Raw genomic sequence first — 23710 nt, forward strand, 5'->3', positions numbered from 1 at the left:
GCGGGTCATCTCGACAAATCGAAGGGCCGGCGGATCACTCCGCCGGCCCTTCGCTTTCCCGGCATCTCAGCTGCGGTTACCAGCTCTTGCTCAGCTTGAACAACACGGTGCGCGCATCGCCATAGCCGCAGGTGGTGGCGCCGCCGCATCCCTTGACGTACTCCTTGTCGAACACGTTGGCGACGTTGATCGAGCCCTCCCAACCATCCTTCTTGTAGCGGATCGCCGCATCGAACACGGTGGCGTCCGGCACCTTCAGCGTATTGTCGCGGTTGGCCCAGCTTTCGCCCTGGTAGCGGACGCCGGCACCGATGCTCAAGCCTTCGAGAGCCGGCACCGGGACGCTGTAATCGAGCCAAAGGGCGGCCTGGACGTCCGGCACGATGTAGGGGCTCTTGCCGACATAGGCCGGCACGATGTCTTCCTTCACCTCGAGGTCCGTATAGGTGAAGCTGCCCAGCAGCTTCCAGTCGTCGTTCAGGTTGACCTTGGCTTCCAGTTCGACGCCGCGCGATTCCACCTCGCCGATCTGGCTGGAGAGGAACGTACCCGGATCGGTGACCACGACGTTCTTCTTGGTGAGGTGGAAGAGCGAGGCGGTGAACAGGCCGTCCACGAAGGTCGGCTCGTATTTGAGGCCGGCCTCGTATTGCACGCCCTCTTCCGGCTTGTTGTCGGGCGTCGCGGAGACGGCGATGACCGGGTTGAAGAAGCTCGCGACGCTGACATAAGGCGTTAGGCCGTTGTCGAATTCGTAGGCGAGGCCGGCGCGACCCGTCCAGGCGCTCTTCGAATAGTCATAGGTAAAGTCCTGCGTCGGCGACCAGAAGGTCGGGCCGTTGCGGGTGGACGTCTCCACATGGTCATAACGGCCGTTGAGGGTCACCAGCCAGCCGTCGCCAAAGCGGATCTGGTCCTGCGCGTAAAGCCCGATCTGCTTTTGGGTGATCGTCTGGTTGCTGTAGGAGTTGTTGGCCGACTGCGCAGCACCATAGATGGGGTTCGAGGCGCTGATCGGCGTTGCCGACGTCGAGGCCTGGTAGTTGGAAAGCTCGTAGTACTTGTAATCGAGGCCGAACAGCAGGCTGTGCTGCAGCGGTCCGGTGTCGACCTCGCCTTCCAGGCGATTGTCGATGAGGAAGGTGTTGACCTTCGACGTCTGGTCGAAGCCGAGCCGGTTGAGCTGGAAATCCGACGTGGCGGGCGACGATACCGAACCGAGCGTCGGGCTGTACCAGCCATAGAGGTAGGGGGCGTTCTCGTACTTGTAGAGATGCGCGTAGCGGGCGTTCTGCGAGACTTTCCAGCCGCTGTCGAATTCGTGTTCGACCTCGTAGCCGACCATCTCCTGATTGGAGACGCCGGTGTCGATCCCCGGCTCGCCATAGAAGGCATCGCGAGAAATCCTGCCGAAGCCGGGAGCATCTACCACCGTTCCCACATAGGGAAAGAAGCCGCCGCCGCCATGCAACTGGTCCAGGCCCGAGAACGATCCCCAGAGCGTCACCTTCGTTGCCTCGTCCGGCGCGATCGTCAGCTGCGGCATGATGAAGCCGCGGAAATCGTTCGAGAAGTCCGAGTAGTTGTCGCCGCCGGCGATCTTGCCGGTCAGCCGGTAGGTCATCGTCTCGCTGGATCCGACGGCGTCGGACAGGTCGAAGCCGAAGAAGGCGTTGCCGTTCGTATTGATGCCGGTTTCGGTGTAGGTCAGCGGCTCGTCGGTCGGTCGCTTGCGCACCAGGTTGACGATGCCGCCGGCATTTGCGCCGCCATAGAGAACCGAAGCCGGTCCCTTCAGGACCTCAACACGCTCCAGCATGAACGGGTCGAGCTGGAAGCCGCCAAAGCCGTAGCCGTAGAGGTTCAACCCGTCGTAGAAGACGCCGGTCTGGGTGGCGTCGAAGCCGCGAATGTAGACCCAGTCGGTGTCGGCATCGGTGCCGAACGGTTCGGCCGAGACCCCGGCGGTGTAGCGCAGGGCCTCGTCGATCTTGTTTGTCACGCCGCGGTCGTCGAGTTCTTCGCGGCCGACAACCGAGACCGATTGCGGGATGTCCTTCAAATCGGCGCCGGTCTTGGCACCGGCCGTCGTCTGGCGGGGAACGTAGCCCTGAACCGGGCCCGTGCCGCCGGCCTGGCCTTGCTGTCCCTGGATGAGGACCGGATCCAGCTGGATAGCATCCTGCGCCAGTGCGGGAGAGCCAGCCACCAGGGCCGCCACGGCAATACCGGCTGCCATTCCCGACTTTCGCGCGCCCATCGTCTTCGTCTGCATGTTGATCTGCCCCTGATGCGCCGACGCTACCCTCGCGGCTTCATAAGATGAGTGATTAGCTCATATTATCCGGCAGCGCTTGTCGAATGCCGACGACTTTTGCACCATCTTGGGCAATGACCGAGGCGGCGCCCTGTTGGAAGAACTTGCGGATCAGGTGTGGACTTTTCGCCACCGTGCCGGGGTCGTGCCGACATACTGCCGGAAAACCCGGGTGAAATGCGCCTGGTCGGCAAACCCGGTGTCGGCGGCCACCAGATGCAGCGGCTGGTCGCTGTCGAGGAGGAAGGCTTTTGCCCGCCGCAGCCGCTCTTTCATCTGCCACTGATGCGGAGCGATGCCCGTCGATGCCTTGAACGAGTGGCTGAACTGCGAGGCCGAGAGCCCGGTCAGCCGCGCCAGTTCGTCCAGTCGCACGGTCCGCTGGCAATGTGCCTCGAGAAAATCGGTGGCACGCCGCAGCTGCCAGGAGGCGAGTGCCGTGCGCTTTCGCTGTTCCGGCTTTTGCAGACCAAGCACACTGACGATGAGCGACAGCGCCAGGCCGTCCCCGTAGAGATCGTGCAGCGGCGTTGGATTGGTGCACTCGGCCGCGATGAGGCGGGCAAGCGCCATGGCTCGCTCGTCGAAGAACAGCAGTTTCGGATCCTCCAGCCGACGCGGATCGAGATCATCCAGCAGTCGCTGGCAGATGACGTCGGCGTCGAAGTGGATGTCGAGATGGCTGACCGACTGGATGCCGTTGATGTCGACCCACAGGTCCATGCCGGCGGGCACGAAGGAGATCGGGCTGAAATCGGCGCTCTGCACCTGGCCCTTTTCCTGTGCCTTTCGCTTGACGACCTGCCGCCCGACGCCCTGCATGCCGAGGAGGATGAACAGCCTCGGATCCGACGCCGTATAGTGTCCGCCGGCATAGGCCGCGCATTCGACGTTCCAGACGTCGGCGACCATGCCGTTCCAGTAACGGCGGCTAAAGCCGTTGCCCACCGAGAAGCCCTCGATGGTGTTGCGCATGCGCGGTTGGAAGTTCATGGCCGGCGGACCAAAAGTTGACGCTCTTGGTCCAGTATCAGGAACGTCATGCCGATGCAATTTGCTCGGAACGACGATCCAGCCGCGTTACGCGAGGTCCTTGAACAGCACACTCTGGTCTGTCAGGTAGCGGGCGAAGATCGGCAGGCTAGCCCCTCCGATGGCGCGCGCCTGGGCGCCGACGGCGCCCTCGATGATGTCGGGGATGAGGACGCCCTGCAGGTCGAGCTTGGAAACGGCGGCGATCGTCGCCTCGACGATCCGCTTGCGCACCCAGGCCGGAAACCCGCCATCGATCACCGCGGCGCCAAAATCAATGACAGAAGCCGCCGCCACCACCGCCTGCGCCAGTGCCTCGGCGGTATCGCGGATCCATCTTTCCATCGGCTCACCGAAGTCGATCCACTCGTCTGCCGAATACCAGAGAGGCTGTGGATCGATGCCCTGTTCCAGCAGCAGTTTCTCGAGCACGAAGATCGAGGCGATGTCGAGAAGCTGGCGGTTCTCGCCTTGCTTGCCGCGCACCGGCAGCGGCCCGAGCGCCCCGGCAGTCCCCGTGCGGCCGGAGAACACCGCGGAATTGAGGACGATGCCGCCGCCGATGAAGGAGCCGATGAAGAAATACACGAAGTCAGGATAGGACGAGCCGACGCCAAAAACGAGTTCTGCACCGCAGGCGCTGGTCGCGTCGTTCTGCAGGTAGACCGGATGGCGGATCCGTGACGACATTTCGGCGTGCAGATCGACGCCGCGCCACTCGTCCATGGCGCCCGGGGGAGCGCCAACCTCCTCGGCCCAACTCCACAGCTCGAAGGGCGCTGCAATGCCGACACCGGCGATCCGCGACCGCTGGCCCTCGTCCATCAACGCCTCGAGACGGGTCATGCCCGAGAGGATGATGTCGATGATTTCCGCCGGCTTGGGATAGGCATAGGTCTGGCGCACCTGGCGCTGGATGTTGCCGGCGAAATCCATCAGCACCACATCGGCGCTGCGCCTGCCGATCTTGACGCCGAAGGAGTAGACAGCCTCCGGGTTGAGCCGCATCGGCACGGACGGCTGGCCCACCCGGCCGCGCACCGGCTCGCCGCGTAGCAGGAGACTGTCGAGCTCGAGCGCCCGCATGATCACCGAGACGGTCTGGGCCGACAGACCGCTGAGGCGGGTGATGTCGGCCTTCGACAGCGAACCGTGCAGCCGGACGAGCGACAGCACGAGCCGCTCGTTATAGGCTCGGACGCGTACCTGGTTGGAGCCGCCTGCCAGTCCGGCAATCGGCATCACAGGCGCAACGGGTCTTTGAACTTCGCCTCCGGACATGGTCACCCCTCCTCAGGTGCCAGGTTCTGCAACTGGCCAAAACTAGAGCCGGCCGATTAATAATTCAACCGGAATTAATAATTGACAGCCTTACCTGTTTCGCACTTAATGGCAGCGCGGGGCATCGGCGGCTTGGAGGAGGCGTCCGGTCATCATCGAACGCTCGGTGCCCGAAACGTCCGAAAGTGGACATGCACGATCTGGGAGGAGCCTCATGAAAAATTCCGTTCTCACCGCAGCCTTCGCCGCGCTTGCGCTTGGCGTCGCCTTCGCTGCGCCGGCATCGGCAGCCGATGTGTCTGCCTGCCTCATCACCAAGACCGACACCAACCCGTTCTTCGTCAAGATGAAGGAAGGCGCCACGGCCAAGGCCAAGGAACTCGGCGTCACGCTGAAATCCTACGCCGGCAAGATCGACGGCGATTCCGAAAGTCAGGTGGCGGCCATCGAAACCTGCATCGCCGATGGCGCCAAGGGCATCCTGCTGACCGCTTCCGACACCAAGGGCATCGTCCCGGTTGTCCAGGAAGCCCGCAAGGCCGGCCTGCTGGTGATCGCCCTCGACACGCCGCTTGATCCGGTGGACGCCGCCGACTCCACCTTCGCCACCGACAACCTGCTTGCCGGCAAGCTGATCGGTCAGTGGGCCGCGGCAACGCTCGGCGACAAGGCGAAGGACGCCAAGGTGGCCTTCCTCGACCTCACCCCGTCGCAGCCTTCCGTCGACATCCTGCGCGACCAGGGCTTCATGATCGGTTTCGGCATCGACCCGAAGGATCCGAACCGGATCGGCGACGAGAACGATCCGCGCATCGTCGGCCACGACATCACCAACGGCAACGAAGAGGGCGGCCGAACGGCGATGGAAAACCTTCTGCAGAAGGATCCGACCATCAACGTCGTGCACACCATCAACGAGCCTGCCGCAGCCGGCGCCTATGAGGCGCTGAAGGCGGTCGGCAAGGAGAAGGACGTGCTCCTCGTCTCCATCGACGGCGGTTGCCCGGGCATCAAGAACGTCCAGGAAGGCATCATCGGCGCCACCTCGCAGCAGTATCCGCTGCTGATGGCATCGCTCGGCATCGAGGCGATCAAGAAGTTCGCCGACAGCGGCGAAAAGCCGAAGCCGACGGAAGGCAAGAACTTCTTCGACACCGGCGTCTCGCTGGTGACCGACAAGCCGGCCAACGGCGTGCCCTCGATCGACACCAAGGAAGGCACGGCCAAGTGCTGGGGTTGATCGCCTGATAGGCTCGCACATCAGCCGGAGGGCGGTTCATCCGCCCTCCCAACCGGCTGCCGGCGCCGATGCGCCCCGCCTGAAGATGCCGCAGGAGACTGCGTTCAATGCCGATGACGCGAGGAAATCGTCCTCCCGTCGGCCCTCATTTCCTCGCAAGAGGCACTAGGGAGGAAAAACGATGAGCGAGCCAGAAGCCGCCAGCAAATCACATCTGGAATACGAAACGGTCCTGTCGGGAAGCGCGACCCACGTTGCGCAGTTCGACACGCACGACAAGACACCGCTGCAGCGGTTCCAGCATTTCCTGCATTCGAGCCCGGCCGCCGTGCCGCTGATCGTGCTGGTGCTGTCGCTCGCCGTGTTCGGCTCCATTCTCGGGACGAAGTTCTTTTCGGCCTTCTCGCTGACCCTGATCCTGCAGCAGGTGGCGATCACCGGCATCATCGGTGCGGCGCAATCACTGATCATCCTGACGGCCGGCATCGACCTGTCGGTCGGCGCCATCATGGTGCTGTCGTCGGTGGTCATGGGCCAGTTCGCGATCCACTATGGCATCCCGACGCCGCTGGCGATCGTCGCCGGCTTTGCCGTCGGCGCGCTCTGCGGCTTCATCAATGGCGTGCTGGTCGCCCGCATGAAGCTGCCGCCGTTCATCGTCACGCTCGGCATGTGGCAGATCGTGCTCGCCTCGAACTTCCTCTATTCGGCCAACGAAACCATCCGCGCCCAGGATCTCGAGGCGAATGCCCGCCTCCTGCAGTTCTTCGGCCAGAACGTTCGCCTCGGCGGCGCGGTCCTCACCTATGGCGTCATCGCCATGATCCTGCTGGTCGCCCTCTTGTGGTACGTCCTCAACCATACCGCCTGGGGCCGCCATCTCTATGCGGTCGGCGACGATCCGGAAGCCGCCGAACTGGCGGGTGTCAACGTCAAGCGGATGCTGATTTCGGTCTACACACTGTCGGGCCTCATCTGTGCGCTTGGCGGCTGGGCGCTCATCGGCCGCATCGGCTCGGTTTCCCCGACGGCCGGCCAGTTCGCCAACATCGAATCCATCACCGCCGTGGTGATCGGCGGACTGTCGCTGTTCGGCGGTCGCGGATCCATTCTCGGCATGCTGTTCGGGGCGCTGATCGTCGGCGTCTTCGCGCTGGGGCTTCGCCTCATCGGCACCGACCCGCAATGGACCTATCTCATGATCGGCGTGCTCATCATCGGCGCCGTCGCCATCGATCAGTGGATCAGAAAGGTAGCAGGCTAATGGTACAGGAACCCATTCTGGCAGCCCGCGGCCTCGTCAAGCGCTATGGCCGGGTCACCGCTCTCGACCGGGCTGATTTCGATCTCTACCCCGGGGAGATCCTGGCCGTCATCGGCGACAATGGCGCCGGCAAGTCGTCGCTGATCAAGGCGATTTCCGGCGCCGTGCATCCCGACGAGGGCGAGATCACGCTCGAAGGCAAGCCGATCAACTTCCGCTCGCCGATCGAGGCGCGCAAGGCCGGCATTGAGACCGTCTACCAGAACCTGGCGCTGTCGCCGGCACTTTCCATCGCCGACAACATGTTCCTCGGCCGCGAGATCCGCAAGCCCGGCATCATGGGCAGCGTCTTCCGCTCCCTCGACCGGCCGGCCATGGAAAAATTTGCCCGCCAGAAGCTCAGCGACCTCGGCCTGATGACGATCCAGAACATCAACCAGGCAGTCGAAACGCTCTCCGGCGGCCAGCGGCAGGGCGTTGCCGTCGCCCGCGCCGCCGCCTTCGGGTCGAAGGTCATCATCCTCGACGAGCCGACGGCAGCGCTTGGCGTCAAGGAAAGCCGGCGCGTGCTGGAACTGATCCTCGACGTCCGATCGCGCGGCATCCCGATCGTCCTTATCTCGCACAACATGCCGCATGTCTTCGAGGTCGCGGACCGCATCCACATCCACCGGCTCGGCCGGCGGCTGACGGTGATCAACCCGAAGGACTACACGATGTCGGATGCGGTCGCCTTCATGACCGGGGCCAAGGTTCCCGAACCGCTGGCCGCCTGACGCCTCCACTATCTCTGAAGCCGCGCGGATCTGCTTCGCGCGGCTTTCCATCCGAAGCCGCGCTCCGGTCGTTACGCCAATCGAACCTGTCTGCTGCGCTGCGCCACTGCAGAGCATGCCCGCGCGTTTGACGATTGTTGAAAGAAGCGCTTCCGATTCGGGCAGAATCGGTTCTTTATGCTTTTTCCCATTTACGACGTGCAGACCTCACCTCGATAGTTCTTATCCCCGGCTCGCCGCCGGGTGCTCATCACATTGGAATGACCATCGTGACATCCGACCCCTCAAGTGGAACCAGACAGGTCTCCGCTTCGCTCGCCCATGTCAAAGCCGCCGGTTGGGGGAAGGGCCTGTCGATCCTCACCCGCATCACCGTGATGGCCTTCCGCCACCCCTGGCAATCCGGCGCAGCAATCGGCGCGACGTTCATCGCCTCGGGTTTCCAGCTGATGATCCCGCAACTGCTCGGGCGCGCCGTGGATCAGGCGCAGGGCATCATGGCGGGAGGCGATGCGGCATCCGTGGCGCAGGACGCACTGCTTTGGACGGCGATCCTGCTGCTGGCGGCAAGCGTCATGCGCGGCCTGTTCACCATGGTGCAGAACTACTACGGCGAGGCGGTCGGCCACCACATCGGCTACGAACTGCGCCTCGCTTGCTACGAGAAGATCCAGCGCCTCTCCTTCAGCTTCCACGACACGATCCATTCCGGCGACCTGATCACCATCGGCCTTCTCGATCTCGAAGGCGTGCGCATGTACTTCTCGACGGCGCTGGTGCGGATGATCTTCCTGTCGGTGCTGATCGGGCTCGGTGCCTACCTGCTGCTGTCGACCGATATCGTACTCGGCCTGCTTGCGCTGAGCTTCGTGCCGTTCGTCGGCTGGCGGTCGTCGGTCACCCAGCTGCGTCTGCGCGCCACCTGGCTCGACCTGCAGGAGCGCCTGCAGGTTTTGACGCGGGTGATGGAGGAAAACCTCGGCGGCATCCGGGTCGTGCGCGCCTTCTCTGCCCAGGAGCACGAGCTCGACAAGTTCGACGCCGCCTCCCGGGACGCGCTGACGCTCGCCCACCAGCGCGTCGGCATCCGCGTTGCCAATACCAGCGCCATGACGCTGTCCTTCTTCGCCGCCATGGGCCTCGTCCTCTGGGTCGGCGGCGGAAAGGTGACGACCGGTGAAATCACCGTCGGCACGCTCGCCTCGTTCCTCACCTTCATGACCATCCTGCAGATGCCGGTGCGCCAGCTCGGCCTGATGGTCAACGCGTTTGCCCGCGCCTCCACCTGCGGTGCCCGGCTGTTCGGGCTTCTGGACATGGATATCGCCGTCAAGGACGACCCGAAGGCTCCGGCCCTGAAGCTGACGGACGGTACGCTTCGCTTCGAGAATGTCGGCTTTGCCTATCCGGCTGCGCCCGACAATGCGGTGCTTGCCGGGATCTCCTTTGAGGCCCGCCGCGGCGAGACCATCGGCATCGTCGGGCCGCCCGGCAGCGGCAAGTCGACGATCGCCCATCTCATTCCGCGCTTCTACGACGTCACGGCCGGCCGCATCACCATCGACGGACAGGATATCCGCGACGTGCGCCTGCAGTCGCTGCGCCGCTCCGTTGTCGTGGTGCAGCAGGATTCCTTCCTGTTCACGACGACGATCGAAAACAACATCGCCTACGGCGATCCGTGGGCGCGGGAAGCGCAGATCGCCCGCGCCAGCGAAAGCGCACAGCTTCACAACTACGTCCTCGGGCTGCCGGCAAGCTACGGCACGGTCGTCGGCGAACGCGGCGTGTCGCTGTCCGGCGGCCAGAAGCAGCGCCTGTCGATTGCCCGCGCGGTGATGCTGAAGCCGGCGGTGATGGTGTTCGACGATTCGACGGCCGCCATCGATGCGGCTACCGAGCAGCGCATCCAGAGCGCCATGCGCCGCTACGCAGCCGATCGGGTGACAATCATCGTTGCCCATCGCCTGAGTTCGCTGATGCATGCCGACCGGATCCTGTTCGTCGAGGACGGCCGGATCGTCGAGCAGGGTTCGCACCAGGAGCTGCTCCGCCAAGGCGGCCGCTACAGGGCGCTCTACGACCTGCAGATCCGTCCCGGCGACGACGTGCTGGCTAGCTGAGAAAGGACGATCCGATGGCAGAAGAGTTCGAAACCGAGCGCTCCGACGTCCGTGACGACGGTCGCCGTCCGCCGCGGGCCGTGGTCGGCTCGCACCGCATCGAAGAGGAAATCTTCGGCAAGGTCTTCGACAAGAAGATCGTCCGCCGCATCTGGGCCTTCGTGCGCCCCTACCGGCGACAGGTGGTGCTGGCAGTGATCGCCGTGCTCGCCTTCACCGCCATGCAGCTCGCGATCCCGCTGATCATCCGCTACGCGATCGACCACGGCATGCAGACGGGCGGCAGCCAGAGCGCATTGCTGCATGCGATGATCGCGTTTGCCATCGCCATCTGCATCAACTTCGTCGCCAGCTACGCGCAGGAAACGCTTGTCGGCAACGTTGCCGAGGACGTGCTCTTCGACATCCGCCGCGCGATGTTCTCGCATCTGCAGCGCGTGTCGCTGTCGTTCATGGACAAGACCGAGGTCGGCCGGCTGATGTCGCGCCTGCAGGGCGACGTCAACTCGATGCAGGAGTTCCTCGAGACCTCGGTGCTTTCGGTGGGTGACATCACACTGCTGATCGGCATCGTCGTCGTCATGCTCTACCTGGATTTCGGGCTCGGCCTGCTGACGCTGTCGGCCCTGCCGGTGCTGTTCATCGTCCGGATCTTCTGGCTGCCGCGCGCCCGCCAGTCGTTCATGGCCGCGCACGAGACCAATTCGGTGGCCAGCGGCGCATTGGCGGAAGCCATCCATGGCGTTCGCGCCGTGCAGGGCATGGACCGCCAGTCGGTCAACTTCACCCTGTTCGACGACAAGGCGCGTGCCAACCTCCTCACGCATCTGCGGGCCGCCCGTTTTGCCCAGGTCATGGTGCCGATCGTCGACACGCTGACCGGCGTCGCCATGGCACTGGTCATCGTCGTCGGCGGTGCGCGCGTGCTCGGTCAGGCGCTGGACGTCGGCGTGATGGTGGCATTCCTGTTTTACATCCAGCGGTTCTTCGACCCGATCCGTTCGCTGACCCTGCAGTATTCGGTCATGCAGCGCGCCATGGCTTCGGGCCAGCGGCTGACGGAAGTGCTCGACGTGCGCGTCGACATCCAGGACAAGCCGGATGCCAAGGCACTGTCGCCGGAGATGGACGGATCCGTGGAGTTTCGCGACGTGGTGTTCGGCTACAATCCGAAGCACCCGGTGCTGAAGAATGTCAGCTTCAAGGTCAATCCGGGAGAAACGGTGGCGCTCGTCGGGCCGACGGGGTCCGGCAAGTCCAGCTGCATGTCTCTGATCCATCGTTTCTATGAGGTGCAGCAGGGCGCTGTGCTCGTCGGCGGCCATGACGTGCGCGACCTGACGCAGGAATCGCTCGGCCGGCAGATTGCCATGGTGCTGCAGGAACCCTTCCTGTTCACCGGCAGCGTCCTCGAAAACATCCGCTACCACCGCACCGATGCGACACGCGAGCAGGTGATCGAAGCAGCCAAGGCGGTTGGAGCGCATGATTTCATCCTGCGCATGCCTGAGGGCTACGACAGCATGCTTGGTCAGCGCGGCGGCAACCTGTCGCTTGGCCAGCGTCAGCTGATCAGCTTCGCCCGGGCGCTGGTCGCAGACGCCAAGATCCTGGTCCTCGACGAGGCGACGGCCAACATCGATAGCTACACGGAAATGCTGATCCAGAAGGCGCTGGTAAAGCTGCTGGAAGGCCGAACCGGCCTCGTCATCGCCCACCGGCTCGCAACCATCCGGGAGGCCGACCGCATCATCGTCCTGCAGAACGGCGAACTGATCGAAAGCGGCAACCACGCCGAACTGATGCGCAACGGCAAGCTCTACGCGCGGCTCTACAATCTCAACTACTCCTCATTCGACGACATCCCGGGAGAGATCGTCGAGGACGCGGCTGCGCCTTCCTCTTCCACCTGACCCGGCTGCGGTCGTCGAAGCGGAACCATGACTGTTGCGCTTCGTTGTTGGCGAAACAAGGAGATCGCCATGAACGAAGACAGAAACGCACAGCGCGCCGTCGGTGAGGAACAGGCTCCGGACGCACCGCGTCAGGGCACGATCGTCGGTGGTCCGGACGCCCGCGCCAAGGTCAACGAGAACGACCAGGCCCAGGCTGACGTGGAAGGCAAAGACAGGAGCGGCAACAATCCGACTCAGGCGACCCTGCCCGCCGGTCCGCATGCGCGGTCGAAGGCGACCGACGAATCCAAGACACCCGGCAACGGCGCACTTCCCGATGAGGGATCCAGGGACATCGACGCCGGCTCGGAATGAGGTGCTAGCGGAAGCCAAGGCGCTTGCTGCCGTCGGTCTGCCGGGCTAACACGCTGGCAGACGACAGCTGGACGGCGGCATGAGTGGCGAGACGATAACCCTGTATGAGGCGATCGGTGGGGATGCGACGGTCAAGGCGCTGACCCACCGCTTCTACGCCCTGATGGATACGCTTCCCGAGGCAGCACGCTGTCGCGCCATTCATCCCGCCGACCTCTCCGGCAGCGAAGCCAAGCTCTACGATTATCTCACCGGCTATCTCGGCGGCCCGCCGGTCTATGTCGAAAAACACGGCCATCCGCGTCTGCGGTCCCGGCACTTCGGGGCGTCGATCGGCCCGGCCGAGCGCGACGAATGGCTGCTGTGCTTTTCGCGGGCCATGGAGGAGACGATCCCCAACCCGAAGCTGCGCGAGATCATCTGGCCGCCGATCGAGCGGCTGGCGCACCACATGATGAACCGGGAGACGTAATGATGAACCTGGTTTCGCTGCGTCCCATCCTGCTGATGCTCTCCGGTTTTCTCGGCGCCAGCGGCGTCGCCCTGGCAGCAGCCGCAAGCCATGGCGGCGACACACGGTTGCTCGGCAATGCCTCCACCATGTGCCTCGCGCATGCGCCGGTGATCCTGGCGCTCTGTCTTGGCCATCGGATGCTGCGGACGGCCCTGCCCGCCGGCGCGGTTCTCGCGCTCGGGACACTGGTATTCGCCGGCGACCTTGTCTGGCGTCATCTGGAACAGGCAAGCCTGTTTCCCATGGCTGCACCGCTCGGCGGGTTGTTGATGATCGCCGGCTGGCTGTTTGTTGCCGCCGGCGCCTTCTTCAGGCATGGAAACGACTGACGGGCCGGGTATCAGACGGGGCGAAAGCCCATGTTTTGGCCTGAGCTGCGGAATGTCCGTCGGATGCGCCAGGAGCGCTGTGACGAAAGGACTTCGGACGCCTCGGGGAAGATCCCTAGGGTGCCAGTTCCGCCGCCCGCTGCATGGCTTCCGGCAGTCCCTTCAGAGAGACGCGCATCGGGACCGTCGCGCCGGTGCTGAGCAAGACGGCAGAGATATGCAGCAGCGTGCCCTTTTTCAGCGCCTCGGTCATCGCCGTATCGAAGCGAATGGGAACGAGGCAGCCGCCCGGCAGACAGGTGGAAAACGGGAAGCTCTGGGCATTCCCCGCATCATCCAGCGAGATGGCGACACCGTTTGCCAGCGCCAGGCCAAACGGCAACAGCAGCGCACCTTCGATCCGTCCGCCCGTAGACGTGGCGAATTCGACCGACAGCCGCGGGCGGCGGCTCTTCGGATCGCTCTGCACCTGGCTGACCACACATCCGACGACAGCGTTCTGCGCCCTGCAGCCGACGGTCCAGTCGCCATAGGTCTCCAGCAATTCCCCGACGCCGCCCGGCAGTTGCGCAGCCCCGACAGGCGGCACGGAGAGGAGTGGCAGACCGACGAAGGCCGACAGGCAGGCAAGCAGGAAGCGCAGGCGTCGCATGGTTCGATCTCGCCGAGGAAAACACCGAGCGACAGGTGGATCCATAGGTTTCCCGCCGCAAGGCCGAGTGACTGCCATATCGGCCCTTTACCATCAAGCTTTTCGACCGCCAGGCCGCCGTGATCCTCAGCCGTGTTCGCGGCTGAACCAGGCGACGAGATCGGCCGTGTTGCGCAAGCCTATGGCCCGCATCAGCCGTGCCCGATGCGATTCAACGGTCCGTGCGGAGAGCCCCAGCTCGCCGGCGATCACCCTGTTCGTCTTGCCTTGCGCGACGAGGGCGACGATCTGGCGCTGCCTGTCGGTCATCAGGCCGGTGTCGTGAGCGACCGGCCGGGCCATCGGTTCGAAACAGTAGACGGCCTGCGCGAACGGATCAGCCTGGTGGTGGCTGCGGCCGCGAACCCGGCACCAGAAGCGCCGGCCATCGCTTCCCGTCATGATGCGCTCGTCGTAATAGGTCTGTCCGGAACGCAGATGCGCCTGCCACATCTGCCCGGTCCGGGCGAAATCCGAGAGTTTTGGATAGAGCCGCGCGAAGCTTTCATCGATCAATTCCTCGCGGGCATAGCCGAACAGCTGGGCGAACTCGGAATTGCAGTCGCGGATGATGCGGTGCGTCGCGTAGACGAGCGGCATCGGCATCTCAGAGAGCCCGAAGCGGCTGCTGACGCTTTCCGTCATCATCGAACATCCTTCGCCATGACCCCTACCGTATAAATACGGCTAACGACCGCCTCCCATCAAGTCATAGTCTTCTCCTCGACGATCGTTTTCGCGCTGGCGATCGCGCCTTGGAGGAGGAACGAGCATGAAGAAAGTCGTATCGACAGCGGCGGAGTCTCTCGCCGACGTCCTGTTCGACGGAATGACCGTCATGTCCGGCGGCTTTGGTCTCTGCGGCATCCCGATGAGCCTGATCGAGGCGATCCGCCTGTCGGGCGTGACGGGCCTGACGGTGATTTCCAACAATGCCGGCATCGACGGCTACGGACTGGGCGTGCTCCTGGAGACACGCCAGATCCGCAAGATGGTCTCGTCCTACGTCGGCGAGAACAAGCTGTTCGCGCAGCAGTTCCTCTCCGGCGAGCTCGAGCTCGAGTTCAATCCGCAGGGAACGCTCGCCGAACGCATACGCGCGGGTGGCGCCGGCATTCCCGCTTTCTACACCAAGACGGGCGTCGGGACGCTGGTCTCGGAAGGCAAGGAAACCCGCCGCTTCGGCGAAGACGACTACGTGATGGAGACGGGTCTGGTGGCGGATCTTTCGATCATCCACGCCTACAAGGGCGACATCGAAGGCAACCTCGTCTACCGCAAGACCGCCCGCAACTTCAATCCGATGATGGCGACTGCCGGGCGGATGACGGTGGCCGAGGTCGAGCATCTCGTACCGCTCGGCGAGATCGAGCCGGATGCGATCCACACGCCGGGTATCTTCGTCAAGCGCATCGTCCATGTGCCGGCGCAGGAGAAGCGCATCGAGCAGCGCACCACGCGACCGAGAAGCGAGAGGGAGGGCGCCTGACATGGCCTGGACACGCGAACAGATGGCGGCTCGCGCCGCCCGCGAACTTCAAGACGGCTTCTACGTCAACCTGGGCATCGGCATCCCGACCCTCGTCGCCAACTTCATCCCTTCCGGCATGGAGGTAACGCTGCAGAGCGAGAATGGCATGCTCGGCATGGGTCCGTTTCCCTTTGAAGGCGAAGAGGATGCCGACCTGATCAATGCCGGGAAGCAGACGATCACCGAATTGCCGAAGACGAGCTATTTCTCGTCTGCCGACAGTTTCGGCATGATCCGCGGCGGACATATCGACCTGTCGATCCTCGGTGCAATGCAGGTGTCGGTGGCCGGCGACCTCGCCAACTGGATGATCCCTGGGAAGATGGTGAAGGGCATGGGCGGCGCCATGGACCTGGTGGCTGGCGTCAAGCGCGTGGTGGTGGTGATGGAGCACGCTGCCAAGGGCGAGCCGAAGCTGCTGGACGAATGCACCTTGCCGCTGACCGGCCGGCGGGTCGCCGACATGGTGATTACCGATCTTGGCGTCTTCACGCTGGAGCGCCAGGGTTCGCCAAGGATGACGCTGATCGAACTGGCAGACGGCGCGACGCTGGAGGAGATTGCCGCAAAGACGCAAGCGCCCTACGAGGTCGCCCTCGCCTGATCCTCGATCACCTGCCGGCTCCGCGATGAACGGCAGAAGGCGAGAGGAAATGCGCCGCGGCTGCCGCGGCGCATTTCGGTCGATCTTTACATGCCGACCTTGGCGTTCTTGCCCATGTCCGGCCGCGTGCTGCTCACGGCTGCGGCAGCCATCTTGATATAGCTGATGACGGTGCCCGGGCTGTCCCAGTATTCGGCCGAGGACGGCGTGACCTTGAGGATGCGGATCGACGGATCTTCCGGGCTGTCCCACCAGGCCTTCGCCGGCGTCGCCCACAGGTCCTTGACCTTCTCGCGATCGTTCTGGATCTCTGCGGTACCCGAGATCGACACGTATTTCTGACCCTTGGAATCAGCAAAGGCCAGGCAGACGTTCGGATAGCGGGAGATTTCCTCATCCTTGTGGCTTGCAACATCCGTCAGGAAGTAGATCGCGTTTTCCATCTCTGCGGAATAGGCGGACATCGGCCGGGCACGAAGCTCGGTGCCGTTCTGGGTGGTCAGCATGCAAAAGCCGATCTTCTCGACCAGTTGCCAGACCTTCGCCTGATCGTCGTGGTGATCCGTCATGTCGTTCTCCTTGTGTCGTTTCGTTGATCTTGTTGTTGTTCGCCATGGGGCGGGCGCGATGGTCAGTTGCGCTTTCGCTGCTCGGTCTGTCGCATCGGCATGCTGTCGATCAGCGCGATGATCTCTTCGGGATCGACTACATCGGAGCGGCGCAGCTTGATGCCGCCGTCCTTGCCGACCAGCAGCACCTGGAACGACCGGTCATCGACCTCGCCCTCCTGGCGAAGGTGATCAGCGGTGCCGGCCTGGCGGATGACCGCACCGGACGAAGTGCCTCCACTGACAGCCTCGACCTCGGCACCTGCCACCTTCAGAACAAGCAGGTCGCGCTCCGCCATTGCGTCCGGCCTCTGCGTGAATTCTGCAATCTGCCGTTGCAGGCGCGGATCGTCCTCCGTGCCGTAGACCAGCAAGATCCGCTGTTTCCATCGAAAGTCGGCGAGCGCTTCCATCGCATGTCCCTGTTGCAAACCGGCGGCTGCCAGCAGGAGCGCCAATACCAGTGTCTTCGTCGGCATACCGGCGGCCCGTCAGTTGATCTCGACCCAGACCGAATGCGTGAACGGCGGGGATGTTCCCGTTTCAACGATCCAGAGCATCGATCGCACTGGCATTCGCCATACCACCACACGTGGAAAATAGTCTGCTGCCGCTACGTATGCACTCGCCGACGCAGGGTGGATCGGTTATGCAAGAAGATGCCGGTGAAACATCCGGCGCACGGAAATGTTGAGGTCGTGCCAGCAGTTCGTTCTCGAACCCGGGAGAAGTCGATGCCGGTAAACATACTGATCGTCGAGGACGAGTGGCTGATCGCGGAAGATTATGCGGCCACTCTCCGCGATGCCGGACACGAGATCGTCGGGCCGTGTGCGACAGCCAGAGCCGCCATCTCGTCAATCGCCGAAAATCCCGTCGACGCGGCTTTCCTGGACATGGATCTGTTCGGTGAAAAGAGCTTTCCGGTCGCCGAAGAGTTGAAGGGGCGCAATATTCCATTCGTCTTCCTGAGCGGCCACAGCACCCGGGAACTGCCTTCGGGAATGCGAGAACATCAGGTGCTTTCCAAGCCCGTAGAGCGTGCGGCACTGCTCGCAGCGGTAACCCGGATGTGCCGGACGATGTGACCGCCACACGCTTCAATCCGGCGCCTTCGCTGCAAACGTCTCCTGCAGTACCATCCTCCCTATGTTGCCGGGAGAACACATTCTCAGGTTGCCAAACCACCTGTGTCGGCATACCTAATTTTTTGATCGGTAGCTCGCTGCGCGCTGATCGATGGGGACCGCACATGTCAGACACCAGTCACAAGTTCCCCATCGTCGGGATTGGCGCCTCTGCAGGCGGGATTGCCGCCATGGAAGGTTTCTTCCGCGGTCTGCCGCACCGGTCCGGCATGGCCTTCGTGATCATCACCCACCTCAATCCGCAGCGGGAAAGCCACCTTCATGAGGTCCTGCAGCGTTACACCGGCATGCCGGTCGTCGTGGCGGCGGATGGAATGCAGGTGCAGCCGGAAACCGTCTACGTGATGCCGGAAAACACCGTGCTCGGCATTGAGAACGGCAAGCTTGCCCAGCGGCCGCTGAACCCGATCTCGCGCGAACGCAAGCCCGTCGACATCTTTTTCGGCGAGCTTGCCAAGGATCAGGGCGAGTATTCGGTCGGCATCGTCCTGTCCGGCGGCGACAATGATGGTACGCTCGGGGTCAAGGCTATCAAGGAGCATGGCGGGCTGACGCTGGCCCAGGTCGCCGACGGCACGGCGCCGCGCAATCCCGACATGCCGCAGAGCGCCATTGCCACCGGCCTGATCGATCTGGCTCTGCCTGTCGAGCAGATGGGCGAGAAGCTGGTCACCTTCACCCACGGCTTCGACCTCCTGAGCGACCTGAGTGGTGGCGCGGTGAACGCCGACGAGGCCGAGATCCAGCACGCCTGCGAGCAGATCTACACGATCCTCAAGAGCCGCACCGGCCATGACTTCTCCGGATACAAGACCAAGACGCTGCTGCGGCGGATCCGGCGCCGGATGCAGGTCAAGCAGGTCGAGGCGATCGGCACCTATGTGGACATTCTCAACACGGAGCCTGAAGAGGTGTCGCGGCTGTTCAGCGATCTGCTGATCAACGTCACCAACTTCTTCCGCGATGTCGACGCCTTCGCCATCGTCGAAAAGTCGGTCATCCCGCAACTGTTCGAGGACAAGAAGGCAACCGACACGGTGCGCATCTGGGTTCCGGGCTGCGCCACCGGTGAGGAAGTCTATTCGCTGGCGATCCTGATGCGCGAGCACATGGAGAACCTCTCGGTCGTGCCACGGGTGCAGATCTTCGCCACCGACATCGACGATCCGGCGCTGGGCGTCGCGCGCAGCGCACGCTACCCCGAAGCTCTGCTCGAAGGCGTTTCCGAAGAGCGGCGGCACAAGTTCTTCACCAGTGACGGCAGCAGCTTCGTCGTCAACAGCGCCGTGCGCGAACTATGCATCTTCTCCCCCCACAGCGTTATCCGCGACCCGCCCTTCTCCCGCATGGATCTCGTTTCCTGCCGCAACCTGCTGATCTATCTCGGCCAGGAGGTGCAGAGCCGGGTCATCCCGACCTTCCATTACGCCCTGAAGCCGGGCGGCTTCCTGTTCCTTGGCACCTCCGAGGGGATAGGCCAGCACGGCGACCTGTTTCTGACGATCGACAAGAAGAACAGGGTTTTCCAGGCGCGCGAGGATCCGACCGGCCAGCGGCGCCAGATCATGGTCGGCGACGACCGCCGCGGCCCGCTCACGCCGGCAATCCGGCAGCCGATCCGGGGCATCGGCGGAGTGCAGCTTCGCCAGGCCGTCGAAGCCCAGGTTCTGGAAAGCCATGCGCCGGCGCACGTCATCGTCAACGGCGACGGCGACGTGGTCTATGCATCGGCAAGAACCGGGCGATATCTGGAAGTGCCGCAGGGAGCACCCAACCGGCAGCTCCTCAACATGGCAAAGCGCGACCTCAGGCTCGACCTCAGGGCAGCACTGCGCGAAGCAACGTCGACAGCCCGCCGCGTCGTCAAGGAAAACATTGCTGCCGACGATGATGACGGCTCTGTCCAGCTGGTGACGCTGACCATCGAGCAGCTCAACATACGCCCGGCGGCCGAGCAGCTCTATCTCGTCGTCTTCACACCGGTCGGTTCGCAGGCCCGCATGGATGCCGAACGCAGCCGTCGCCAGGTCGATGGCGCCGCCGATCTCGAGCGCGAGCTGCGCGACACCCGCGAGCGGCTTCAGTCGACGATCGAGGAATACGAGACCGCCCTTGAAGAGCTCAAATCCTCGAACGAGGAACTGGTGTCCGTCAACGAGGAGGCCCAGTCCTCCAACGAGGAGCTCGAGGCTTCCAAGGAGGAGATGCAGTCGCTGAACGAAGAGCTCAGCACCATCAATGCTGAGCTGAACAGCAAGATCGAGGACCTCGACAGGGCCAACAACGATCTGCGCAACCTGTTCGACGCGACGCAGATCGCCACCATCTTCCTCGACCGCAACCTGGTGATCCGCAATTTCACGCCGACGGCATCGCAGTTCTTCAAGCTGCGCAACTCCGACGTCGGCCGGCCGCTGACCGAGCTGTCGAGCGAGATCGATTATCCCGATCTCAAGGCTCACATCACCGAGGTGTTTTCGTCCGGCGAAAGCCGCGATCATCATCTGCCGCGCGACGGCAACGGCCAGCACTTCATGGCCCGCCTGATCCCCTATCGCGGCGATCACGACAAGATCGATGGCGTCGTCGTCACACTCATCGATGTCACGACGCTGGCGGAAGCGGAGAGCCACCAGAAGGTGCTGATCTCCGAGCTCAACCACCGCGTCAAGAACATGCTGGCGGTGACGATCAGCATTGCGACCCAGACGCTCGAGGCCTCCGCCTCGCCGGAACTCTTCCATGCGGCTTTCATCGGCCGCCTGAAAGCCATGTCGCGGGCCTACGGCCTTCTGTCGCGCGAGCAGTGGAAGGAGGCGTCCGTAGCCGAGCTTCTGACCCAGGAACTCGCACCTTTCGGATCGGAGCGGGTGGTGCTGGATGGACCCGACATCAAGCTCACGCCGCAGTGTGGCCTGTCGGTCGGCATGGTCATCCATGAGCTTGCCACCAATGCCGCGAAATACGGGGCATTCAGCAACAGCGATGGCAAGGTGACCGTATCCTGGCGGATCCACGACGGGCACTTCGAACTGACCTGGAGCGAGAAGGATGGTCCGATGGTGGCTGAGGCGTATACCGAAGGATTCGGCATGTCGCTGCTCAACGGCGAGATCGGCTACCGGCTCGGCGGCGAGGTCGAAACAAAATTCCACCCTCACGGGTTAGAGGTGAAATTGTCCTTCCTGTTGAAGGTCGGCGCCGACAGCCGGCTTCAGGACGAACAGGACGCCTGACCACTGCTATACGCATCTTCCCCTACATCCGCGCCCGTAACCCGCACCCGTAACCCGCAAGAGTAAGATCATTGTCTGTTGTAGAACCGCAGTTTATCTCGTTGCTGGCCGGCAAGCACATACTGGTCGTCGAGGATGAGTTCCTCCTCGCCGATGCGACGCGCAAGAAGCTGACCAAGCTCGGCGCGACCGTGGTCGGGCCGACGCCGAGGGTCGAGCAGGCGCTTCGGCTGATCGATGAAGAGAAGGTCGATGCAGCGATCCTCGACATCTTCCTCGACGACAAGCTGGTCTTTCCGGTAGCCGAGAAACTCGAGCAGCTCGGGATCCCCTTCGTCTTCGCCAGCGCCTATGACGCTTCCGTCATCCCGCAACGGTTCACCGGCTACACGCTCTGCGAAAAGCCATTCGAACTGGAGCACATCGCCCGCGGCCTCTTCGGCCCACCGGTCGCGGACGCGTAACGCGCTGCAGGCGCAGGCTCCGTCGTTCGAGCGGTATCGGACCCGGTTCGGCGCTAGAAGATCGCTATTTTCTCGGCCTCGTGGCTGCCGCCTGCACCGCTGTGAGCACGCCTGAGGGCACAACATTGGCCGCGACCGTCAGGACTTTGTTCATCAGTCCCGGCACCACATCACGCTCCCCGTTCATCATCGCTCCAAACCCTGCCTCCGCCACCTTGGCGGGATCGGCCTTGCCCGCCTGTCCGACGGCCGTGTCGAGCATGTCGGCGCGTTCGTAGATCGGCGTATCGGTCGGCCCCGGCATCAGGCAGGTGACCGTGACCCCGGTGTCCCGCAGTTCCTCATGCAAGGCCATTGAGAAGGAATGAAGGAACGCCTTGCTCGCGGCGTAGACCGCATGGAACGGTCCCGGCATCAGGCCGACGATCGAACTGGTGATCAGGATACGCCCGGCCCCGCGCGATTTCATGTCCTTGGCGAGGATGTGGATGAGTGCAGTGGTTCCACGAATATTGGTGTCGATGATCTGGAGACCGTCCTCCAGCGTCTGGTCGAGGAAGGCGTGTCCCTTGTCGATCCCGGCATTGGCGATCAAAACGTCGACGGGCTGCGCCTTGTCACGGATGAACTGGACGAAGTCCTGAACGCCAATAAGGGTGGAGAGGTCGACCTGCATGGCATCGACGACGACGCCCTGTTCACGCAGCTCTGCAGCGGCTTCTTCCAGGGTCGGCTGATCGGCCGCGATCACCAGGTCGAACCCGTCGCTTGCCGCGGTTCTGGCGAGTTCCAGACCGATCCCTGACGAGGCTCCCGTGACGACCGCCAGCTTTCTTTCAGTTTGAGACATTGCAGCAGAACTCCAAGGGCCGATCCGGTCGCTTCACAGGAAGCGATTGCTGACTTGGCTGGTGATGAGGGGAATGGCCGCAGCCGTTGCGCCAGGAAGCCGCAGCACCCGGATCACCTTGCCGAGCGCGAAGCTCATGCCGACGGTGGCTGCCAGTCTGAGCCACGGATGACGATCCGCGCTGAGACGCGCCTCCACCGGCGTGGCTCGATCGATCCGCGAGGAAAGGAGAGCCACCTCGTGACGGAGCCGCTGGACTTCGAGCAGCAAGTCGGTTTCGCCGGACGAGCCTGCAGGGGGTGAATAGCTCAAGACGTGCTCCCTTTTCGTTCAGGCAACACAACGTCGGTCTCAGCGAAAGGATGCATCGACCGTCGCGCGACCGAGGGGCGCCGATGGTGGCCGGTCTGCCTGAGACGGCCTCTCGCACCATGCAGACGAGATGGTCTGCATGCGAGATGGTAATGCAACGCCGGGGTCGCCTCCTGTCTCGCACGAGCCTCGGTCGAACTCGTACTCCTGTCGTGTAGCGCGCAACTCGCACGCTTACAGTTCCCCGACCTTCAGTTGCCGACCGACCGTTCGACGCAGGCGACCGATCAATCGATCTGCGCCAGCTGTCGGTGGCGCGGGCTAGACTTCAATCGGTAACGGTCAGTAAGCGCTCAGGCACTGACAAGGCCACGATGACAATTCGGTTGAGCGTTAACCCGCTTCCCGGGCGCGTCCGATTGCTTCGCCTGAGACATCACTTCTGCGCATTGTCAGCTTGCGGGCATGGGACGCGTCGAAGCTGCCATCCTGTGCGTTCGCCAATGAGCTTGAACCAGTGGCGCGCGAATAGCTCATGATTCTTGGAAGACTGCATCCGAGATGCCGTGCTTACGGCAGCCATCGACCGTTCAGCGCAGGCCACCGATCATGCCTTACTTCGACATGCCGATCTGTTGCCCATCAGTGTCCGGGACTGCCTGCCTGCCGGGACGCTGCGTGTGCCGGGCTCTTGCAAAGTTGCGCGGAAGTCTCGGGTCTCAAATGAAGAGGGTGCGGGCGTTGAGGATCTGCGGCAGATCCACGGCCAGGTGCTGATCGACGCCATCCACCGGGCGGTGGGAGACCTTGCGCCGCATTGGCGCGGTATCGGTGGTGGCCGGCCTCCGGACTGTCACCGCGCCTCCTAAGCTTCGCCTCCCGGCTCGGCGCCAAACCACTTTTCTTCGGCATAAGCGACCGTCTCCACGCTTTCCACGTGAACGTAAGACAAACGGGTGCACCCGCCGAGCGAGGACGGGTGTGGGGAATGTTGGAAGTGTGGCGAGGAGAAGCTGGATGCCGGACTGGCTGGGCGCTGTCTTGTGGAGACGGCTGACTGGCGACGGGAGCCCACATCAAGTTGTGCGGCCGTCTGTTCCTCGGTGGATCGGTGCGGCTG

23 protein-coding genes are annotated in these 23710 nt (G+C 63.4%); 13 read left to right on the forward strand and 10 right to left on the reverse strand.

Features of this window, described 5'->3' with window-relative positions:
• Nucleotides 1-76: 76 nt before the first annotated feature.
• From AAIH46_RS19560 to AAIH46_RS19570, 3 genes are all read right to left on the reverse strand, one after another.
• Nucleotides 77-2275 (reverse strand): TonB-dependent siderophore receptor, encoded by a 2199-nt coding sequence (locus tag AAIH46_RS19560; RefSeq protein WP_430307726.1) that lies wholly within the window; start codon nucleotides 2273-2275, stop codon nucleotides 77-79.
• Between the two features lie 153 nt (nucleotides 2276-2428).
• Nucleotides 2429-3310, reverse strand: a complete 882-nt coding sequence (locus tag AAIH46_RS19565) for a helix-turn-helix domain-containing protein (RefSeq protein ID WP_430307727.1) — start codon at nucleotides 3308-3310, stop codon at nucleotides 2429-2431.
• An 87-nt stretch (nucleotides 3311-3397) separates the two neighbouring features.
• Entirely contained in the window at nucleotides 3398-4630 is a 1233-nt protein-coding gene (locus tag AAIH46_RS19570) for an ROK family protein (protein WP_430307728.1), read from the reverse strand.
• Between the two features lie 214 nt (nucleotides 4631-4844).
• Between AAIH46_RS19570 and AAIH46_RS19575 the strand changes: the two genes are divergently transcribed.
• The 8 genes from AAIH46_RS19575 to AAIH46_RS19610 all read left to right on the forward strand — a co-directional run bounded on the left by AAIH46_RS19575 (nucleotide 4845) and on the right by AAIH46_RS19610 (nucleotide 13146).
• Nucleotides 4845-5870, forward strand: a complete 1026-nt coding sequence (locus AAIH46_RS19575) for a sugar ABC transporter substrate-binding protein (RefSeq protein ID WP_430307729.1) — start codon at nucleotides 4845-4847, stop codon at nucleotides 5868-5870.
• Nucleotides 5871-6051: 181 nt separating this feature from the next.
• A complete protein-coding gene (locus AAIH46_RS19580) occupies nucleotides 6052-7134 on the forward strand; it encodes an ABC transporter permease (RefSeq protein ID WP_430307730.1) in 1083 nt (360 codons plus the stop codon).
• Nucleotides 7134-7910 carry an ATP-binding cassette domain-containing protein gene (locus tag AAIH46_RS19585; protein ID WP_430307731.1) on the forward strand — a complete coding sequence of 259 codons (777 nt, stop codon included), beginning with the start codon at nucleotides 7134-7136 and terminating at the stop codon, nucleotides 7908-7910. Before AAIH46_RS19580 ends, AAIH46_RS19585 begins: the two co-directional genes overlap by 1 nt.
• A gap of 260 nt (nucleotides 7911-8170) precedes the next feature.
• Entirely contained in the window at nucleotides 8171-10033 is a 1863-nt protein-coding gene (locus AAIH46_RS19590) for an ABC transporter ATP-binding protein (protein WP_430307732.1), read from the forward strand.
• A gap of 14 nt (nucleotides 10034-10047) precedes the next feature.
• Nucleotides 10048-11946, forward strand: coding sequence for an ABC transporter ATP-binding protein (locus tag AAIH46_RS19595; RefSeq protein ID WP_430307733.1), 1899 nt, complete (start codon nucleotides 10048-10050; stop codon nucleotides 11944-11946).
• A 69-nt stretch (nucleotides 11947-12015) separates the two neighbouring features.
• Entirely contained in the window at nucleotides 12016-12303 is a 288-nt protein-coding gene (locus AAIH46_RS19600; RefSeq protein WP_430307734.1) for a hypothetical protein, read from the forward strand.
• A 79-nt stretch (nucleotides 12304-12382) separates the two neighbouring features.
• A complete protein-coding gene (locus tag AAIH46_RS19605; RefSeq protein ID WP_430307735.1) occupies nucleotides 12383-12775 on the forward strand; it encodes a group II truncated hemoglobin in 393 nt (130 codons plus the stop codon).
• A gap of 2 nt (nucleotides 12776-12777) precedes the next feature.
• Nucleotides 12778-13146, forward strand: coding sequence for a DUF423 domain-containing protein (locus AAIH46_RS19610; protein WP_430307766.1), 369 nt, complete (start codon nucleotides 12778-12780; stop codon nucleotides 13144-13146).
• Between the two features lie 115 nt (nucleotides 13147-13261).
• On the opposite strand, the gene AAIH46_RS19615 is transcribed toward AAIH46_RS19610, so the two are convergent.
• Together AAIH46_RS19615 and AAIH46_RS19620 are read right to left on the reverse strand one after the other, a co-directional pair.
• On the reverse strand, nucleotides 13262-13798 hold the full coding sequence (locus AAIH46_RS19615) for an invasion associated locus B family protein (RefSeq protein ID WP_430307736.1): 537 nt from the start codon (nucleotides 13796-13798) through the stop codon (nucleotides 13262-13264).
• 126 nt (nucleotides 13799-13924) lie between these two features.
• Complete coding sequence (locus tag AAIH46_RS19620; protein ID WP_430307737.1) at nucleotides 13925-14485, reverse strand: LuxR C-terminal-related transcriptional regulator; 561 nt, start codon at nucleotides 14483-14485, stop codon at nucleotides 13925-13927.
• Between the two features lie 124 nt (nucleotides 14486-14609).
• Between AAIH46_RS19620 and AAIH46_RS19625 the strand changes: the two genes are divergently transcribed.
• A complete protein-coding gene (locus AAIH46_RS19625) occupies nucleotides 14610-15326 on the forward strand; it encodes a CoA transferase subunit A (RefSeq protein WP_430307738.1) in 717 nt (238 codons plus the stop codon).
• 1 nt (nucleotide 15327) lies between these two features.
• A complete protein-coding gene (locus AAIH46_RS19630; protein ID WP_430307739.1) occupies nucleotides 15328-15972 on the forward strand; it encodes a 3-oxoacid CoA-transferase subunit B in 645 nt (214 codons plus the stop codon).
• A gap of 86 nt (nucleotides 15973-16058) precedes the next feature.
• Here AAIH46_RS19630 and AAIH46_RS19635 read toward each other — a convergent pair whose 3' ends face one another.
• Both AAIH46_RS19635 and AAIH46_RS19640 read right to left on the reverse strand, forming a co-directional pair.
• Nucleotides 16059-16541: a pyridoxamine 5'-phosphate oxidase family protein gene (locus tag AAIH46_RS19635; RefSeq protein ID WP_430307740.1), complete on the reverse strand. Its 483-nt coding sequence runs from the start codon at nucleotides 16539-16541 to the stop codon at nucleotides 16059-16061.
• A 62-nt stretch (nucleotides 16542-16603) separates the two neighbouring features.
• Nucleotides 16604-17059, reverse strand: coding sequence for a DUF4174 domain-containing protein (locus AAIH46_RS19640; RefSeq protein ID WP_430307741.1), 456 nt, complete (start codon nucleotides 17057-17059; stop codon nucleotides 16604-16606).
• Nucleotides 17060-17245: 186 nt separating this feature from the next.
• Here AAIH46_RS19640 and AAIH46_RS19645 point away from each other — a divergent pair, with 186 nt between their 5' ends.
• From AAIH46_RS19645 to AAIH46_RS19655, 3 genes are all read left to right on the forward strand, one after another.
• Nucleotides 17246-17668 carry a response regulator gene (locus AAIH46_RS19645; protein WP_430307742.1) on the forward strand — a complete coding sequence of 141 codons (423 nt, stop codon included), beginning with the start codon at nucleotides 17246-17248 and terminating at the stop codon, nucleotides 17666-17668.
• Nucleotides 17669-17832: 164 nt separating this feature from the next.
• Nucleotides 17833-20964, forward strand: coding sequence for a CheR family methyltransferase (locus AAIH46_RS19650; RefSeq protein ID WP_430307743.1), 3132 nt, complete (start codon nucleotides 17833-17835; stop codon nucleotides 20962-20964).
• 71 nt (nucleotides 20965-21035) lie between these two features.
• A complete protein-coding gene (locus tag AAIH46_RS19655) occupies nucleotides 21036-21428 on the forward strand; it encodes a response regulator (protein WP_430307744.1) in 393 nt (130 codons plus the stop codon).
• A 64-nt stretch (nucleotides 21429-21492) separates the two neighbouring features.
• Here the strand turns inward: AAIH46_RS19655 and AAIH46_RS19660 are convergent, their stop codons facing one another.
• The 3 genes from AAIH46_RS19660 to AAIH46_RS19670 form a co-directional block, all read right to left on the reverse strand.
• Entirely contained in the window at nucleotides 21493-22278 is a 786-nt protein-coding gene (locus tag AAIH46_RS19660; protein ID WP_430307745.1) for an SDR family NAD(P)-dependent oxidoreductase, read from the reverse strand.
• A gap of 33 nt (nucleotides 22279-22311) precedes the next feature.
• Nucleotides 22312-22590 (reverse strand): hypothetical protein, encoded by a 279-nt coding sequence (locus tag AAIH46_RS19665; protein ID WP_430307746.1) that lies wholly within the window; start codon nucleotides 22588-22590, stop codon nucleotides 22312-22314.
• Nucleotides 22591-23309: 719 nt separating this feature from the next.
• The gene (locus AAIH46_RS19670; protein WP_430307747.1) at nucleotides 23310-23447 is read right to left on the reverse strand and encodes a hypothetical protein; all 138 of its coding nucleotides are present in this window, start codon (nucleotides 23445-23447) and stop codon (nucleotides 23310-23312) included.
• Nucleotides 23448-23710: the final 263 nt, after the last annotated feature.

The organism is Rhizobium sp. 0TCS1.26 (genome assembly GCF_050455525.1).
Lineage (GTDB): Bacteria > Pseudomonadota > Alphaproteobacteria > Rhizobiales > Rhizobiaceae > Neorhizobium.

Coding starts and splice junctions, on each gene's coding strand:
- AAIH46_RS19640 (WP_430307741.1), bottom strand. CDS start 17,059: ATGCCGACGAAGACACTGGTATTGGCGCTCCTGCTGGCAGCCGCCGGT.
- AAIH46_RS19625 (WP_430307738.1), top strand. CDS start 14,610: ATGAAGAAAGTCGTATCGACAGCGGCGGAGTCTCTCGCCGACGTCCTG.
- AAIH46_RS19565 (WP_430307727.1), bottom strand. CDS start 3,310: ATGAACTTCCAACCGCGCATGCGCAACACCATCGAGGGCTTCTCGGTG.
- AAIH46_RS19590 (WP_430307732.1), top strand. CDS start 8,171: ATGACCATCGTGACATCCGACCCCTCAAGTGGAACCAGACAGGTCTCC.
- AAIH46_RS19620 (WP_430307737.1), bottom strand. CDS start 14,485: ATGATGACGGAAAGCGTCAGCAGCCGCTTCGGGCTCTCTGAGATGCCG.
- AAIH46_RS19600 (WP_430307734.1), top strand. CDS start 12,016: ATGAACGAAGACAGAAACGCACAGCGCGCCGTCGGTGAGGAACAGGCT.
- AAIH46_RS19560 (WP_430307726.1), bottom strand. CDS start 2,275: ATGCAGACGAAGACGATGGGCGCGCGAAAGTCGGGAATGGCAGCCGGT.
- AAIH46_RS19605 (WP_430307735.1), top strand. CDS start 12,383: ATGAGTGGCGAGACGATAACCCTGTATGAGGCGATCGGTGGGGATGCG.
- AAIH46_RS19660 (WP_430307745.1), bottom strand. CDS start 22,278: ATGTCTCAAACTGAAAGAAAGCTGGCGGTCGTCACGGGAGCCTCGTCA.
- AAIH46_RS19630 (WP_430307739.1), top strand. CDS start 15,328: ATGGCCTGGACACGCGAACAGATGGCGGCTCGCGCCGCCCGCGAACTT.
- AAIH46_RS19595 (WP_430307733.1), top strand. CDS start 10,048: ATGGCAGAAGAGTTCGAAACCGAGCGCTCCGACGTCCGTGACGACGGT.
- AAIH46_RS19650 (WP_430307743.1), top strand. CDS start 17,833: ATGTCAGACACCAGTCACAAGTTCCCCATCGTCGGGATTGGCGCCTCT.
- AAIH46_RS19635 (WP_430307740.1), bottom strand. CDS start 16,541: ATGACGGATCACCACGACGATCAGGCGAAGGTCTGGCAACTGGTCGAG.
- AAIH46_RS19610 (WP_430307766.1), top strand. CDS start 12,778: ATGAACCTGGTTTCGCTGCGTCCCATCCTGCTGATGCTCTCCGGTTTT.
- AAIH46_RS19580 (WP_430307730.1), top strand. CDS start 6,052: ATGAGCGAGCCAGAAGCCGCCAGCAAATCACATCTGGAATACGAAACG.
- AAIH46_RS19575 (WP_430307729.1), top strand. CDS start 4,845: ATGAAAAATTCCGTTCTCACCGCAGCCTTCGCCGCGCTTGCGCTTGGC.
- AAIH46_RS19615 (WP_430307736.1), bottom strand. CDS start 13,798: ATGCGACGCCTGCGCTTCCTGCTTGCCTGCCTGTCGGCCTTCGTCGGT.
- AAIH46_RS19570 (WP_430307728.1), bottom strand. CDS start 4,630: ATGTCCGGAGGCGAAGTTCAAAGACCCGTTGCGCCTGTGATGCCGATT.
- AAIH46_RS19585 (WP_430307731.1), top strand. CDS start 7,134: ATGGTACAGGAACCCATTCTGGCAGCCCGCGGCCTCGTCAAGCGCTAT.